Genomic DNA, 14,930 nt, shown 5'->3' with positions numbered 1-14,930 from the left:
TATGGCCTGGGTTGCCGGCCATGATGACGCCGTTGATGGCCCCGATGGACACGCCACCGATCACGCCCGGCATGATCCCGGCTTCGTCCATGGCGCGGATCACGCCGCATTCGAATGCGCCCAGGGCCGCGCCGCCCTGAAGAATGAGGATGGTCTCGCGCGCCAGCCCGTCGAGTGCCGCAGACGCATCAGCCAGTTGGCTTTCTGCGCCTCCGATCGGAATGCGATCGCGAATCAGGCGCTTGACGATTTGCGTTTCCTCGGGCGGCCGCCCCGTGGAGAACAGGCCGATCACGTGGCCGTTTTCGAGGTATAGCTCCGCAAACGAGCGGTCTGCCAAGGTACCCCGGGCGATGCGCTGCTGCGCATGATCGCTGCGCCCCAGAAAAGTGAAGCTGAAGTCCAGAAAATCGCAGTAGTAATGCAGCACGCTGGTGTACGGGATGCGCTGATCCAGCATGTTCTTGGCTGCAAGCTGCCCCTGCCGGCGTGCGTTCTGCCAGTGCATCGAGCGTTGGCGCTGACCGCCCTGCACCGGATAGGATGCGACGTCGCCTGCTGCAAAAATATCCGGATGGCTGGTCTGGAGGAATTCATCGACCAGCACGCCATCGCCGACGGCCACCCCCGAACCCTCGAGGTAGTCGGTTTGTGCGGCCGTCCCCACGGCCATGATGACCGTGCGGCACGCAATCGTTTGGCCGGCCAGGGTCTCGACGGCAGTCACGGTCCGCTTGCCGTGAAACCCGCGTATCGTCTCGTTCAGCCGCACTTCGATGCCGTAGCGTTCGCAGCGCTGTAGAAAATAGGCCGACAGCGTGTCTGAATGGATGCGTGGGAAGACACGCTGGGCACGGTCGAACAATAGGATCTTGAGGCCCATCCGGGTCAGCGTGGTGGCCAGCTCCATGGCGATGAAGCTGGTCCCGATGATGGCGACCGGCCCAGGATGCGCCGAGACCCACTGCTGCACGGCGCGTGCATCTGCAAGCGTGCGATAGGTGAATACGCCGGGCAGATCCGTGCCCGGCACGTCGAGGCGGCAGGCATGCGCGCCGCTTGCCAACAGCAAGCGGCCGTAATGGTAGGCGTGCCCGGAGGCGTCGATGACCTGGCGTTTATCCGGGTGAACGCGCTGGGCCCGGCAGGCGGGCCGAATGTCGATGCCGGCCTGCCGGTAGTCCTCTGGGGCTGCCAGCCACATCTGTTCGATGGTGGTTTCGCCAGCCAAAAACGATTTGGTCAGGGGCGGGCGGTTGTACGGGTACTCGGGCTCTGCGCACAGCATGACGATCGAGCCTTGCGCGCCTTCGTTGCGTAGAGTCCGGGCCGCCGTGGCGGCTGCGATGCCGCCCCCGATCAGCAGGAAATCGACTGGCTCGGGCGATTGCGGCCCGGTAGGCGGATGATCGTGTTTCAGAGTGGGGCCTCCTGGATTTGGACGGATCCAAGCATGGTAGCATCCGTCGTACACAAAATGTCGTACGCGCCCGCCACTCGCCGCGTGCCGGCCGGGGGGGCGGCGTCAGTGTGGTTGTGAGCGCATGCCCAGCGCCATCTCGACCAGCCAGGCGCAGCCCAGCAGGGTCATGTTGATCGCCAGGTACAGCAGCCCGGCGATGATGAAGGTTTCGACGATCAGGTAGCTTTGGCTCATCAACTGGCGGGCAAGGCCCGTGAGTTCCATGACGGCGATGGTCGACGCCAGGCTGGTGCCCTTGATGGCCAGTACGAGCTCATTGCTGTAGGCTGGAAAGGCCTGGCGCAGCGCCAGGGGAAAGCGGATACGGCTGAAGACCTGGACCGCGGTCATGCCGAACGCCGTGGCGGCATCCGTCTGCCCCTGGGGCACGGACTGCAGCCCGCCCCGGATCGCCTCGCTCATATAAGCGCCGCTGTTCAGTGAGATCGCCAGGATTGCACAGCGCGCGCCGTCGCTGAACAGCCACCACAGCCCCGGCTGGTCTCGCACGAATTCCAGGGCGCCGATGCCGTAATAGAGCAGGAACAGCTGGATCAGCAAAGGGGTCCCCCTGAAGGCCGTGCTGTACAGGAACGCGAGCCAGGCAAGCGGCCTGTGGCTTGATTCGCGCATCAGGGCCGCCGCCAGGCCCAGCACGGTGGCAAAGACGATCGCGGCCAGGCCGATTTGCAGCGTGACCCAGAAGCCTTGCAACAGCACGGGCACTGCCTTCTGGAAGAGCTCGATCATGCCCGGGATGCGCGCATGCCGCGCCCGTAGTGTCGTTCGGCCCACACGAATGCCGCTTGGCTGAACACACCGATGATGAAATAAAGAAGGCCGGCCAGCACGTACATGGGCAATGGCGCGCGCGTGGCCGCGGAGCCCAGCACGGCCGCGCGCATGAGTTCGACCAGGCCCACCAGCGAGACCAGCGCCGTGTCCTTGAGCGCGTTCTGCCAGACATTGTTCGCGCCAGGCAGGGCATACCAGAACAGCTGGGGCAGGGTGATGCGCCGCAGGCATTGCCAGCGGCCCATGCCGATGGCGCGGGCCGCTTCGATCTGACCGGGGGCGATCGCCGTCAGGGCGCCCCGAAACACTTCCACGCTGTACGAACCTGAGATCAGGCCAATGGCGACGATGCCCACCAGCATCGGAAAGAACGAACTCATCAGTTCGTCCAGGTCGAGCCAGTCGGCCAGATCGGCCGCTGGCTGCACCGTGGCAAAGAACAGCAAATAGATGATGAGCAGCTCGGGGATGCTGCGCACGATCAGCGTATAAAGGTTGACCAGGCCGCGCCACAGCCTGTTCCCGCCGGTCTTGAGCGCCGCCCCGCCGATGCCGATCAGCAGGCCCAGGATGATGCCGCACAGGCTGATGAAGACCGTCATCAGCGCACCACGCAGCAGCATGGTGCCCCAGCCGGAGGTCAGGATTTCATGCAGGGCATCCATCATGAAGGCATACCCCGCCTGAACGGCGAGGTATGGGGCGTTACTTGCAGGCTTCGTAGTTGGACAAATCGACCCCGAACCACCGGGTGCTGGAGGCCTTGATCATGCCTTCGTTCATCAGTTCGCACAGGGCCTTGTCCACTCGGGCCTTGAGCTCGGTGTTTTTCTGGTTGATGCCGGCCCCGATCCCCAGGCCCAGGACCTCGGGGTCGGCGCTGCTCTTGACGATGTAGTCGCCCATGGCGAACTTGTCTTTGCCGGACGTGTCGAGAAACTGGCTCTGTGGGGTCACCTCGGAAAAAGTGGCATCCAGGCGCCCGGCCATGAGATCCATCTGCATTTGGTCCTGGGTTTCATAGGTCTTGAGCTTGAGTGCGGGCGCGTATTTTTGCAGGTAAGCCCCTTGTGTCGTGCCGCTTTGCACGCCGACCGATTGCCCTGCCAAGCCATCGAACAGCGCCTGCTGCGTGTCGGCCTGGATCAAGGGGCTGCCCAGGGGCAGCACGAATGCCGAGTCTTCGGACGCGTAGGGGATGCTGAAATTGATGACCTTGGCGCGTTCGGCCGTGACCGACATCCCCGAGATCACCAGATCAAAGCGCTCGGCCTGCAAGGCCGGGATCAAGCTGTCGAAAGCCTGCACCACGAAACGGCATTTCATGTCGAGTTTGGCGCACAGGGCATGCCCCATGTCGGCGTCGAAGCCGGTAACCTGGCCGCTGGCATCGACCATGCTCCACGGCGGATAGCCGCCTTCGGTGCCGATTTTCAGCGTGGCCGCGGTACTTGCCGTCGCCACGCTGGCCAGGCCCAGTACGGCCAGTGCGGCCGCCTTGCGTAGGATGGAAATTGCCATGGACGGGATCCTTTATGAAGTTGGGGGTCTTGAATATCGCAATAGTAGTCCATCGGCTGCATCCTGGCCGATCAGCCCACCTGGATCGGGATCTCGGGGTGACGCACCCGGCTGTGCCCCTGGGTCCCCAGGTTGTAGACCAGCGTCAATGGGCCCAGACGCCCGACGAACATGAGCACCATGAGCAGGATCTGGCTGGGTCGGCTCAGGGCCGGCGTCAGCTCGGGGCTCAGGCCCGTGGTGCTGAACGCCGCCATGACCTCCATCACGATACTGATGAACGGCATGTGCTCGAGCAGGCTGATGACAAAGATACCGACGCAAACCAGCAATGCGGACACCATCAGTAACGCCAACGCCTTGTGGATGGATTCCGGGGCAACCGTGCGGTTCATGAGCACCACTTCTTTGCGCTGGCGTATATATGAGCGCACCACTGCCATGAGAATGATGAAAGTGCCCAGCTTGATCCCACTGGCCGTGGACAGAGACCCGCCGCCAATGAACATCAGACCCACCAGAAGGAAGCGGCTGCTGTCGCGCAACTGGTCGATGTCGACGCTGGCAAAGCCGGCCGTGCGGGCGGACACGACCTGGGTCCAGGCCGCCAGGCCCTGGCTTGCCACGGGGAGCGGGCCCAGTGTGAAGGGATTATTGGCCTCGATCAGCCAGAACAGTATCCACCCGAGCAGGTTGAGGATCAGGGTACCCAAAATCATCAGCCGCGTGTAATACGAGAGCGTGGACCAGGCGCGCTTCTGGTGGATGTCGGCCAACACGCTGAACCCCAGGCCGCCCAGTATCACGCAGAATGTAAGCACGAACGTGGTGACCGGATCGCCCGAGAAGCTGGCCAGACTGTTGGGAAAGAGCGTGAGGCCCGCATTGTTGAATGCGGATACCGCATGGAACCCCGCCATCAGGAATGCGTGCTCGAAGCGGTCGTGGCGCCACCACCAGAGCGTCAGCACGAGTATGGCCGTGAGCTCGATGGCCAGTGAGAACTTGAGCACGATGAAGGCGGTGCTCTTGACCCGCTGCATGCTGGTCTGATTGAAGGCCTCGAGCGCCAGCGCCCGATACTTGAGGCTGACCCGCTTGCCCAGGGTGACGGCGGCGATGATGGCGAAAGTGACGAAACCGATGCCACCGATCTGTACCATGGCCAACATGACGGCCTGGCCGAAGAAGGTCAGGTCATGGATCGGGTCGATGATCGTCAGGCCCGTGACGGTGACCGATGAGGTTGCCGTGAAAAAAGCCTCGAAAAGCCCGAACGGCCGGCGTTGCGAAATAGGCAGGCTGAGCAGGAGCGTGCCCAGCAGTATCAGGACCACAAAGCTGCCCGCCAGGATGGCGGGTGGGCTCGCCTGCAATTGCCCGGTGTGACGTGCACGCCGGTAGATGTTCAGGGGTTGGATAGGGAATCGGGCCATGGAGCATATCCGCGCCGTGTGCGCCTGCCCCATGCAACGGAGCGGGCTCGCGGTGCCGGCGGACTCAGCGCAACTTGGGGGCTGCCATTTTCAGGTATTGTAGAGGGCCAAAGAGTATCAAGGTGTCTTTGGCGCGCACGACGAACTGGTCGGTCGGGTGGATCGTGGTCTCCCCACGGCGCTTCACGGCGAGTGCATGGATGTTGCCGGGCGGTTCGGTCATCAGGGCGTCGCCGAGGGTACGGCCGTCGAGCTTGTCGCTGGCCTCGATCTCGACCACGAAGTCGCCATTGCCCAGGGCAATGTAGTCGTTCACCATGGGATAGCTGAGCACCTGGGCGATGCGTATGCCCATTTCTTCTTCGGGGTGGATGATCCGGTTGGCGCCCAGTTTATTGAGGATCAGGTGGTGGGCCCGCGACGATGCCTTGACCCATACGGTCTTGACACCCAGCGCCTTGAGGTGAACGGTGCACACCAGACTGGATTGGACGTCTTCGCCGATGGCCACCAAGACCATGTCATAGTCGGGCAGCGAGAGGTCGGCCAACGAATCGCTGTCGGTCGCGTTCACGATCATGGCCTGGGTCAGGCGATCGGCAAACTGGGTGACGATGTCGTTGTCGCTGTCCACACCCAGGACCGAGTGGCCCAGCCGCATGAGCTCGAGGGCTGCCGCCCCCCCGAAGCGCCCTAATCCGATGACGGCGAATTGCCCCACGAATGCACTCCTTAGCCCGCCAACTGCTGGCGTACCAGGCCGGAGACCTGAGCCATGTCGGCCCGTCCGGCCAGGGCTTTTTTCAGTTGTCCCATGATGGCGCCCATGGCCGCGCCGCCGTGCAGGCCCTGGTCTTTCGCCTGGGCGATTGCAGCCGCCACTGCGGCGGCAATTTCTTCCGGGTCGGCCTGTTGAGGCAGGAATTCGTGCAGGATGTCGAGTTCGGCTTGTTCTTGGGCGGCGCTGTCAGGACGGTTGGCCGCATTGTAGGCGGCAATGGATTCGCGGCGCTGCTTGGCCTGTTTCTCGATGATCGCCAGAATGGCGGCGTCATCGGGCGTGATGCGCTCGTCGATGGCTTTCTGCTTGATGGCTGCCTGAAGCAGCCGCAGGGTTTGCAGGCGGGTGCTGTCATGGGCTCGCATGGCCTGTTTGACGGCATCGGCGATTTGGGCGGCAAGTACTGCACTCATGGTCATGATCCGATACGGGCAAATACCTATTTTAACGGTTGATGCGCCAGTCGTGTCGTTCTGTGGGGCGACCCGCGGCGTCGTGACTCTGCTCGCAGAAGAGCAGCGAGCCGTCTATGCCCATGGCCAGGATGCTGGAGCTTCGCGTGCCATAGTCGGGGCTGATGATGAACGGGCTGCTAAGCAGCCGCTCGAATGCAGGCGCCAGACCCGTCTGCGGCAGTTCGCCGTCGGTGGCGGGCGTCGTGTCGCGCAGGCGCGCGAGAACGTCTTCTGGCTGCCGTACCCAGTGCGCGGCCGGCAGGGCATCGAGTGCGGCGCGCAAGCGCCGGGCCTTGGGCCAGGGGGTGTCGAGCAGGTGGTTGGATACGACATAACGGCCTGGTGCCAGCGGGTGCGGCCCCGGTTGTGGATCGCGGTTGCTGTAGTACCACCACTCGCGGCGCGAGCCCACGATCAGATTGTAGCCAGCCAGGGCCTGGGCCTTGCTCGCCAGTTCGGACATCCAGGATTTCGGGTCGGCGTCGGCCAGCAGGTAGTCGCGCACCAGCGCCCCCCTGGACGGTGCGTGCGCCGGTACGGCAGCAGCGGGTTCGCGGTAATTCGTCAGCAGCGCGAAGCGCCCGTCGCGGGTACAGCCCATCCAGGTGCCGCCCGCCTGCAGGTCGCGGCCAGCCAGAATCCCGGGATGTTCTGGCCAAGGCCCCAGGGGGGCGGTGGGCCGATGGTGGAATTCATCCCGATTGGCGGCCACGAGAACCGGCCAATGTGGGTGGCCCAGGGACAGGTAGGCAATACACATGATGGTTTGTTCGAAAAAGGAAACCAGAAAACGGACGAGGGCTGCGCTCGCGCCTGTACAGCCCTGATTTTTGCATGTCTACGGCCAGTTTGCAGGCGACTTCGCGCATTCAACGCGGGTGCCACAGGGTATACTTAATGGCTTGGCATGTGATCACTGGGGTCGCATGCCATCATTTCCTGCCCATGGGTGCATTCCCACGTCACGACAACCAACGACATCATGCAGAAAAACAGTTACAGCTACGAAGAGCTATTGTCTTGCGGCCGCGGTGAGCTCTTTGGTCCGGGCAATGCCCAGTTGCCTCTGCCCCCCATGCTGATGTTCGACCGTATCGTGCATATCGATGACCGGGGTGGGCCGCATGGCAAGGGTGAAATCATCGCCGAACTCGATATACGGCCGGATCTCTGGTTTTTCGACTGCCATTTCCAGGGTGATCCGGTCATGCCCGGCTGCTTGGGGCTGGATGCCATGTGGCAGCTGGTCGGCTTCTTTCTGGGGTGTTGCGGCGGCCAGGGCCGTGGGCGCGCCCTGGGTGTGGGCGATGTCAAATTTACGGGGCAAGTCTTGCCAACTGCACAAAAAATACGTTATCACATCGACATGAAACGTGTCATGATGCGTAAATTGGTCATGGGCATCGCAGACGCCCACATGGAGGTCGACGGCCACGAAATCTACGTGGCGCATGATCTGCGCGTGGGCCTCTTTACCCGTACCGACAATTTCTAGGAGCTCCGATCATGCGTCGAGTGGTCGTCACTGGCATGGGCATCGTGTCCAGCCTGGGTAACAACCAGTCCGAAGTCCTCGAAAGTCTGCGCGCGGGGCGCTCGGGTATCCGTCTTCAACCCGAATACGCCGAGCATGGTCTCAGGTCTCAGGTCGCGGGTACCATACAGCTCGATGCGCTGTCGCTCATCGACCGCAAGCTGGGCCGCTTCATGGCGGCGGGCCATGCCTATGCCTGGCTGGCCATGCAAGAAGCCATCCAAGACGCCGGCCTGGCGCCCGAGCAGGTATCCCATCCGCGAACCGGGCTGATCGTGGGCGCGGGCGGGGCGTCGCATTCGTCCATCTACGAAGGCATCCAGGTGCTGCAGGAAAAGGGTGTCCGGCGTGTCGGCCCCTACATGGTAACCAAGGCCATGGCCAGCGGGGTCTCGGCATGCCTGGCCACCGGGGCCCAGATCAAGGGCGTCAATTATTCAATCAGTTCGGCGTGCTCCACCAGCGCCCACTGCATCGGCAATGCCTACGAGCAGATCCAGCTCGGCAAGCAAGACATCGTCTTCGCTGGCGGGGCCGAAGAAGAGCACTGGTCGCTCTCCTTCATGTTCGATGCCATGGGCGCCTTGTCGACCCGCTACAACGATGCGCCCGAAACCGCGTCGCGTACATACGATGCGGATCGCGACGGTTTCGTGATTTCCGGCGGGGGCGGCATTGTCGTGGTCGAAGACTATGAGCACGCCCGTGCCCGGGGGGCCCAGATCCTGGCCGAAATTGTGGGTTACGGGGCCAACTCAGACGGCTACGACATGGTGGCGCCATCGGGCGAAGGCGCCGAACGCTGCATGCAGTTGGCCCTTCAGGGGGTCGACATGCCGGTGGATTACATCAATACCCATGGCACGAGCACGCCGGTCGGCGACATCAAAGAACTCGAAGCCATCCGTGCGGTGTTCGGGGCGGCGCAACCATTGATCGCATCCACCAAATCCCTGTCGGGGCACGCCCTGGGTGCGGCTGGGGTCAACGAGGCCGTCTATACCCTGTTGATGATGAAGCATGGTTTTCTGGCGGCATCGGCCAACATCGAAAACCTGGATCCAGCGGCCGAAGGCATGAATATCCTGCGCGAGGCACAGCCCCGTGCCCAGGTACAAACGGCCCTGTCCAATAGCTTCGGCTTTGGCGGCACCAACGCCACCCTTGTATTTTCGCGCGCGCGACTTTAATCGCGCGGCTTTAATTCTTGCGCACGGCATTCAACGCACGGCTTTAAGAACGGCCGCGCCACACGGCCTTAAGAAGAAAGGTCCGCAGGGCAGCCGGCTTGTGCGCATCCTGGGGGTTCAGCGACCGGGGTGCAGGGTTTCGGCCTTGACCAGCCGGTTGCTGCCGGCAAGCCAGCCGGCTGCCGTCGCCAGCAGGCCCAGGGCCGTCAGCAGGATCCACACCGAGTCGAAATTGCCCGTGAAATCATGCAGGAAACCGATGAACAACGGGCCGCTGCTTGCCAGTACGTAGCCAACCGTCTGAGACATGCTCGACAGGTACGCAGCGACGTGCGAGTCGCTCGAGCGCATCACGATCAGCATGAGCGCAAGGGCGAACAGGCCCCCCTGGCCCAGCCCCTGCAAAATGGCCAGAAACCATGCAAGCTCGATGGGTCCGGATACCATGCCGATGAGCGGCAGGGTAGCGAGTGCCGTCAAGGCCACTGCCAACAGGCGCTGGTCACGGCTGCGGGCCGCCAGGGCGGGTGCCAGCAGACAGGCGACCACCTGGACCAAAATGGAGACCGAGGTGATCAGGCCCGCTTCGGTACCGTCCAGCCCACGCGCCCGCAATATGGGTGCCATCCAGCCCAGTACGCAGTATGCAAGAGCCGATTGCAGGCCCATGAACACGGTCACCGCCCAGGCCAGTGGATCACGTTTCAAGCCCCTGACGGGTAGCAGCCGATGGGATCCTGCGGATTTGCCATGAGCGGAGCGCAGCGCCAGGGGGATCCATGCCAGCAGCGCAATGGCTGCGGGGATGGCCCATAGCGACAACCCGAAGCGCCAGCCCTGGCCAAAATAGTCGATCAGCGGCAGCGTCGCGGCGGACGCCAGCGCGGCCCCGCCGCACAGGCTCATCGTATAGAGCCCGGTCATCAGGGCGGCGTGTGCCGAGAAATCCCGCTTGACCAGGCTGGGCAGCAAGACGTTGCCCAGCGCGATGCCGGCGCCAGCCAGCGCCGTACCGGCAAACAGGCCCTCTATGCCCAGCTGGGCGCGCAGCAGCGTGCCCACGAAAATCATGAGCAGGACCAGCCATAAACTACGCTCCATCCCGATGCGTGCGGCGCAGCGCGGCGCAAATGGCGCAAACAGCCCCATGCACAGGACGGGCAACGTGGTGAGATAGCCCGCTTGGGCCCCGCTGAGCCCCAAGCCCTGGATGATTTCCGGCAGCAGAACGGACAAGCTGGCGAACAGCGAACGCAGGTTGGCTGCCAGCAGCAGTAAGCCGATTGCGGCAAACCAAAGGGTCCAGGGCCCGTTTCGGGGCATGATCGATGCTGCGGGCCTGGACACGGGCCGGTTCATCAGGCAGCTGGACGTTGCCGCATATCGGGCAGGAAGAACGCCACCAGGCCCAGCACGGGCAACCAGGCGCATAAGTGATAGACGAATGCGATGCTGGTGGCGTCAGCCAGCCGGCCCAGCCCGGCCGCGCCGATCCCGCCCATGCCGAATGCCAGGCCAAAGAACAGGCCCGAAACCGTCCCGGTCTTGCCTGGCATGAGTTCTTGCGCATACACGATGATGGCCGGGAATGCCGAGGCAATCATGGCGCCGGCACAGAATACCAGAATCAGCGTCCATTCCAGGTTGACGTAGGGCAGAGCCAGCGAAAAGGGCGCCGTACCCAGGATGGAGCCCCAGATGACGCGTTTGCGGCCGATGCGATCGCCGATGGGCCCGCCCACGAGCGTGCCTGTGGCGACACCGGCCAGGAATACGAACAGGGAATACTGCGCCTGCTGCACGTCGACATGGAAGCGATCAATGAGAAAAAAGGTGAAATAGCTGTTCAGGCTGGCCAGATAAAAAAACTTGCTGAAGATCAGCAACAGCAAAATCGACAGTGCGCCAAACACCTGCCCGCGATTCAGGCCGTTGTCTACCTTGTGCAGCGACTGCCGTCCGCGGGTGCTGGTCAGGTTGGCCGCATACCAACGGCTGACCCCGTACAGAATGAGCATGCCGATCAGGGCTGCGGCAGACACCCATATGACGCTGCGCTGGCCATGGGGCACGATCAGCAACGCGGCGAGCAGTGGCCCAATGGATGAGCCGATATTGCCACCGACTTGAAAGATGGATTGTGCAAGCCCATGTTGGCCGGCCGAGGCCATGCGGGCCACCCGCGACGACTCGGGGTGAAAAACGGAAGAGCCGGCCCCGACCAGCGTGGCGGCCAGGACGACCATGGGAAAGTTCCAGGCCATGGACAGCAGTACCAGGCCGCAAAAGGTAAAGCCCATGCCAATGGGCAGTGAATAGGGCAGGGGGTGCCGATCGGTGAAACGGCCTACGAGCGGCTGCAGCAAGGAAGCCGAAAACTGGAACGCCAGGGTGATGATCCCCACCTGCGCAAAGCTGAGGTCGAAATTGCCCTGCAGGATCGGATACATGGCCAGGAGCACCGACTGCATCATGTCGTTGAGCAGATGCGTCAGACTGATGGCCCCCAGAACCGGGTAGACCATCTTGGCCTGGCCGGCGGTTGTGTCTGGGCGCAAGGTGGAAGGAGAGACGAGGACTGATTTCATGAGCCTGATCGGGGTGATATGCCACGGACCGCCCGCCCTGGGGATGAGTCAGGGTTTTCAGCAGTCCGTGCCATTGTACGCCGATCACACGGGCTGTTCGGGCGCCCGGCGAAAAAACCCCGACGCGAAGGTCGGGGTTGGATTGCAGGGTGGGCGGCGTCAGGTGGCTTGGCCGACGGCCGGGGCCACCATGCCCGGTTCAGTGGACACCACCGGTGCCGGGCGTGCTTCGAGGGAGGCGAGGAAGCGCCATACGAAGAGCAGCGTGATCAGCAACAGGCCAGGGTAGCCAATGCCGCCCAGGACGTACGGGATGGTGGGATCCCCCTTGGCCACGGTTTCGAGGTTGAAGCTGAGCAGGCCCAGCGTGATGATCGCGCCGAAGATCCACATGCCCATCAGCCAGAGACCGGCTTCGACACCGCGCAATTGGGCCGACCAGCGACCGCGTACCGGCTGCGCAGCCCGCACGGGTTCTTCGACGGGCGCCTGGCGCGACCGGTAGCCGATGGTGAGCAGGTCGTAGATCAGCAGGCCCGCACCGGTGGTGAACACCAGCCCGAAGACCGGCACCAGTATCTTATAGAACTGCATGGCCGGGAAGATCTCGCCGCCGAACCACGACAAGCCCATGGAACGATACAGGAACACCTGGATCGTACCGCCGATGGCAAAGCCGAATGCGATGCCCAGCATGCCGGTAAACACCAGCCAGAAGGCGATGCGCCCCAAACGTTGGTCGAAGTGCTTGACCCCGCGCAGCAGCGGCACCGCGTAATAGGCTGCGGCGATGCCCAGCATGCCAAACGTACCGAACAGCGCCAGGTGTGCATGGCTGGGCGTGACCCATGTACCGTGCGACCATACGTTCGTGAGGGCGAAGGTCATGGTGAAGCCGAGAATACCGGCGCCCACCTGTTCGAGCACCACCGAGCCCAGGATGAAGTAGAACGCAGGTGCGTTTTCGAGTGGCTTGCGATCCTGGTGCGCGTCGAGGTAAATATGCCAGAAGCAGAACACCAGCGGCAGTGGTTCGAGGGCGCTGAAGAGCGATCCCCAGAACTGCCAGAATTCCGGCGTGCCGATCCAGAAATAGTGGTGGGCGTTACCGATCAGGCCGGACAGCCACACCATGGCAACCCCCCAGAACACCGCATATCCGACGGCCTTGATGTCGGCCTTGAACATGAGCACCAACAGGAAGCCGACCAAGCTGATGTGAATGACCTCCCAGACGCCTTCGACCCAGTAGTGGACCACGTACCAGCGGAAGTATTCTTGCAGGTCGAGGCGCTCGACGAAGAAGACGCCGAACAGCCAGACGAAGGTCAGCGCCACCACCCCGATGGCCAGCCCCCAGTGGATTTCATTCCATTCGCGACGGGGCGGGAAGGTGCGCAGGACGATATAGGCCAGGATGGCAAAGCCGACGAAGATGATGATATCGGCCACCCGACCGGCTTCGAGGTATTCGAGGCCTTCCTGCAGCCAGGGTTGGCCCGCCCACCAGCCGGCAATCCCTTCGGCTGCCAGGGCCTGGGTGCAGACGTTCCAGATGGTGACCGCCAGCAGCGCCCAGAAAAGGAACTTGATCAGCCCGGTGGCAGCGAGTTCGCGGTGTGACAGCAGGGGGCCCACGAACAGGATCGTGCCGATGAAGCCGGCCAGGATCCACAGGATGCCGAGGTTGGTGTGTTCAGCCCGCAATATATTGAAGTTGGCCACACCCGAAAGCAGGGTGGGGTCGACGTGCTGAGTGGCGATCACCAGTCCGAATGCGACCTGGAAGGCGAACAATACCAACATCAGCATGAAAAAGCGCAGACTCAGGCGCTGTGTAACGTATTCAATCTTGATCATGATGACTTCCCCTTACAGGCTGCGAAGGTAGGCGACGATGGCTTCCATGTCGGCTTCACTGACCAGCGCGTCATAGGATGGCATGACGTGCGGCGGATAGCCTTCGACCACCTGTGCATCGGGTTCGCGGATCGAACGTACGATGTATTCTTCGTCTGCGACGACGGTACTGCCGTCGGCGAGCTTGACTTCATGACCAAACAGCCCCCCCCAGCCGGGGCCCACCATGCGCGTCTGGTCGGTGGCGTGGCACGCCACACAGCCCAGATCCCCGACCAGCTTCTGCCCGGTTGCGACCAGGTCGACTTCGCCATTGCCGGAGGCGCTGTCAGCAGCTGCTGCCGGCGCCGCCTGGACACTGGCTGCAGCGGCAACCGAGGCTGCCTGGATCGGCAGGCGCCGGTCCGGGTCGGGCTTGGGCGGCCAGCCTTCGGTGTGCATGGCGGAGGTGTACTTGAAGAATGCCATGAGCGCCGTGATTTCGCCGGCGTCCAGCGGCAAATTGGGCATCAGGCTATGCTGCCCGCCACGATGGTCCATGCGCTCGGCCGCGCCCGGATACTGCTTGCGGTATGCGTCTATGTCGGCCACCCCCGCTTCCTGTTGCACCAGCGGATTTTGCAGCTGAACCTGGACGGCTGCCGTGGTCGGCCAGCCTGCAGCGGAGGGAAGGAAGGCTGCAAGCCAGGCGGGCCCGGTGTCATGGTAGATTTTTGTCAGATCGGGCCCAAAGTAGGCCCCATTGCCCACGATGGTGTGACAGCCCATGCAGTTGTACGCCTGAAAGACGCGTTTGCCGGCCACCGCGTCGACGTCGCCATACTGTATGGTCGAAGGAATGGCCTGCGAGCGCGACGGCAGGAAGGACCACGCCGACAGCAGAAGGAAGATCACCAGCATCAGGCCCAGCACGGCCAGCGCGGTGTGCCGTTTGGCCTGTTCGCGACAGTCGGTTCCGTTCAGACAGCTCATTTTGAACCCCCGGCATTTTCTTGTTGGCGTGCCTGTTCATCATGCTGGAACAGGGTTCTGAGGCTGCCCAGAAAGGCGTAGAACACATAAATCGCCAGCAGATAGCCGATGATGATGTAGATCCACCACATCGTTGGGGATTCAGCCCAGTACTCGTAGTCGCGCCAGTATGGCCACGACAGCAGGACACTGAGCAGGGCCGCCAGTGCCGACAACACAAAATCAATCATTCGCTGAGCCATTTCATTCCCTCCTTTCAGGCAGAATGGCTCATGCAGTCTAAAAACCGAATGCGCACAAGGCAAGAATGCCATTATTTACAAAGGGGGAAACAAA

At 62.7% G+C, this 14,930-nt stretch carries 15 protein-coding genes; 2 read left to right on the top strand and 13 right to left on the bottom strand.

Annotated elements, in window-relative coordinates; translation table 11 throughout:
* The 8 genes from WCZ84_RS04300 to WCZ84_RS04265 all read right to left on the bottom strand — a co-directional run.
* A partial coding sequence (locus tag WCZ84_RS04300; RefSeq protein WP_372685027.1) for an FAD-dependent oxidoreductase occupies positions 1–1,474 on the bottom strand: 1,474 nt, incomplete at its 3' end.
* 51 nt (positions 1,475–1,525) lie between these two features.
* Positions 1,526–2,212 carry an ABC transporter permease gene (locus WCZ84_RS04295; RefSeq protein WP_372685026.1) on the bottom strand — a complete coding sequence of 229 codons (687 nt, stop codon included), beginning with the start codon at positions 2,210–2,212 and terminating at the stop codon, positions 1,526–1,528.
* Positions 2,209–2,925 (bottom strand): ABC transporter permease, encoded by a 717-nt coding sequence (locus tag WCZ84_RS04290; RefSeq protein ID WP_372685025.1) that lies wholly within the window; start codon positions 2,923–2,925, stop codon positions 2,209–2,211. Before WCZ84_RS04290 ends, WCZ84_RS04295 begins: the two co-directional genes overlap by 4 nt.
* A gap of 37 nt (positions 2,926–2,962) precedes the next feature.
* A complete protein-coding gene (locus WCZ84_RS04285; RefSeq protein ID WP_372685024.1) occupies positions 2,963–3,778 on the bottom strand; it encodes a transporter substrate-binding domain-containing protein in 816 nt (271 codons plus the stop codon).
* A gap of 71 nt (positions 3,779–3,849) precedes the next feature.
* Positions 3,850–5,214 carry a TrkH family potassium uptake protein gene (locus WCZ84_RS04280; protein WP_372685023.1) on the bottom strand — a complete coding sequence of 455 codons (1,365 nt, stop codon included), beginning with the start codon at positions 5,212–5,214 and terminating at the stop codon, positions 3,850–3,852.
* Between the two features lie 64 nt (positions 5,215–5,278).
* Positions 5,279–5,935 (bottom strand): TrkA family potassium uptake protein, encoded by a 657-nt coding sequence (locus WCZ84_RS04275; RefSeq protein WP_372685022.1) that lies wholly within the window; start codon positions 5,933–5,935, stop codon positions 5,279–5,281.
* Positions 5,936–5,946: 11 nt separating this feature from the next.
* Positions 5,947–6,408 carry a GatB/YqeY domain-containing protein gene (locus tag WCZ84_RS04270; protein WP_372685021.1) on the bottom strand — a complete coding sequence of 154 codons (462 nt, stop codon included), beginning with the start codon at positions 6,406–6,408 and terminating at the stop codon, positions 5,947–5,949.
* A 31-nt stretch (positions 6,409–6,439) separates the two neighbouring features.
* Positions 6,440–7,210: an NRDE family protein gene (locus tag WCZ84_RS04265; protein ID WP_372685020.1), complete on the bottom strand. Its 771-nt coding sequence runs from the start codon at positions 7,208–7,210 to the stop codon at positions 6,440–6,442.
* 222 nt (positions 7,211–7,432) lie between these two features.
* Here WCZ84_RS04265 and fabA point away from each other — a divergent pair, with 222 nt between their 5' ends.
* Together fabA and fabB are read left to right on the top strand one after the other, a co-directional pair.
* Positions 7,433–7,945 (top strand): 3-hydroxyacyl-[acyl-carrier-protein] dehydratase FabA, encoded by a 513-nt coding sequence (gene fabA / locus WCZ84_RS04260; RefSeq protein ID WP_372685019.1) that lies wholly within the window; start codon positions 7,433–7,435, stop codon positions 7,943–7,945.
* An 11-nt stretch (positions 7,946–7,956) separates the two neighbouring features.
* A complete protein-coding gene (fabB, locus tag WCZ84_RS04255; RefSeq protein WP_372685018.1) occupies positions 7,957–9,174 on the top strand; it encodes a beta-ketoacyl-ACP synthase I in 1,218 nt (405 codons plus the stop codon).
* Between the two features lie 117 nt (positions 9,175–9,291).
* Here fabB and WCZ84_RS04250 read toward each other — a convergent pair whose 3' ends face one another.
* The 5 genes from WCZ84_RS04250 to WCZ84_RS04230 form a co-directional block, all read right to left on the bottom strand.
* Positions 9,292–10,497, bottom strand: a complete 1,206-nt coding sequence (locus WCZ84_RS04250) for a CynX/NimT family MFS transporter (protein ID WP_372685017.1) — start codon at positions 10,495–10,497, stop codon at positions 9,292–9,294.
* 35 nt (positions 10,498–10,532) lie between these two features.
* A complete protein-coding gene (locus WCZ84_RS04245) occupies positions 10,533–11,762 on the bottom strand; it encodes an MFS transporter (protein ID WP_372685016.1) in 1,230 nt (409 codons plus the stop codon).
* Positions 11,763–11,921: 159 nt separating this feature from the next.
* Complete coding sequence (locus WCZ84_RS04240) at positions 11,922–13,622, bottom strand: cbb3-type cytochrome c oxidase subunit I (RefSeq protein WP_372685015.1); 1,701 nt, start codon at positions 13,620–13,622, stop codon at positions 11,922–11,924.
* A gap of 12 nt (positions 13,623–13,634) precedes the next feature.
* The gene (locus WCZ84_RS04235) at positions 13,635–14,594 is read right to left on the bottom strand and encodes a c-type cytochrome (RefSeq protein WP_372685014.1); all 960 of its coding nucleotides are present in this window, start codon (positions 14,592–14,594) and stop codon (positions 13,635–13,637) included.
* Positions 14,591–14,824 carry a hypothetical protein gene (locus WCZ84_RS04230; RefSeq protein WP_372685013.1) on the bottom strand — a complete coding sequence of 78 codons (234 nt, stop codon included), beginning with the start codon at positions 14,822–14,824 and terminating at the stop codon, positions 14,591–14,593. The genes WCZ84_RS04235 and WCZ84_RS04230 overlap by 4 nt, the downstream gene beginning before the upstream one ends.
* Positions 14,825–14,930 lie beyond the last annotated feature (106 nt).

Origin of the sequence: Castellaniella sp. (genome assembly GCF_041675725.1) — a bacterium.
Lineage (GTDB): Bacteria > Pseudomonadota > Gammaproteobacteria > Burkholderiales > Burkholderiaceae_B > Castellaniella.
This window is presented reverse-complemented; position numbering and strand designations above follow the sequence as displayed.

Excerpts from the sequence above, each read along its gene's own strand:
- WCZ84_RS04295 (WP_372685026.1), bottom strand. The coding sequence starts at position 2,212 with ATGATCGAGCTCTTCCAGAAGGCAGTGCCCGTGCTGTTGCAAGGCTTC.
- WCZ84_RS04290 (WP_372685025.1), bottom strand. The coding sequence starts at position 2,925 with ATGATGGATGCCCTGCATGAAATCCTGACCTCCGGCTGGGGCACCATG.
- WCZ84_RS04285 (WP_372685024.1), bottom strand. The coding sequence starts at position 3,778 with ATGGCAATTTCCATCCTACGCAAGGCGGCCGCACTGGCCGTACTGGGC.
- WCZ84_RS04280 (WP_372685023.1), bottom strand. The coding sequence starts at position 5,214 with ATGGCCCGATTCCCTATCCAACCCCTGAACATCTACCGGCGTGCACGT.
- WCZ84_RS04270 (WP_372685021.1), bottom strand. The coding sequence starts at position 6,408 with ATGAGTGCAGTACTTGCCGCCCAAATCGCCGATGCCGTCAAACAGGCC.
- WCZ84_RS04265 (WP_372685020.1), bottom strand. The coding sequence starts at position 7,210 with ATGTGTATTGCCTACCTGTCCCTGGGCCACCCACATTGGCCGGTTCTC.
- fabA (WP_372685019.1), top strand. The coding sequence starts at position 7,433 with ATGCAGAAAAACAGTTACAGCTACGAAGAGCTATTGTCTTGCGGCCGC.
- fabB (WP_372685018.1), top strand. The coding sequence starts at position 7,957 with ATGCGTCGAGTGGTCGTCACTGGCATGGGCATCGTGTCCAGCCTGGGT.
- WCZ84_RS04250 (WP_372685017.1), bottom strand. The coding sequence starts at position 10,497 with ATGCCCCGAAACGGGCCCTGGACCCTTTGGTTTGCCGCAATCGGCTTA.
- WCZ84_RS04245 (WP_372685016.1), bottom strand. The coding sequence starts at position 11,762 with ATGAAATCAGTCCTCGTCTCTCCTTCCACCTTGCGCCCAGACACAACC.
- WCZ84_RS04240 (WP_372685015.1), bottom strand. The coding sequence starts at position 13,622 with ATGATCAAGATTGAATACGTTACACAGCGCCTGAGTCTGCGCTTTTTC.
- WCZ84_RS04235 (WP_372685014.1), bottom strand. The coding sequence starts at position 14,594 with ATGAGCTGTCTGAACGGAACCGACTGTCGCGAACAGGCCAAACGGCAC.
- WCZ84_RS04230 (WP_372685013.1), bottom strand. The coding sequence starts at position 14,824 with ATGATTGATTTTGTGTTGTCGGCACTGGCGGCCCTGCTCAGTGTCCTG.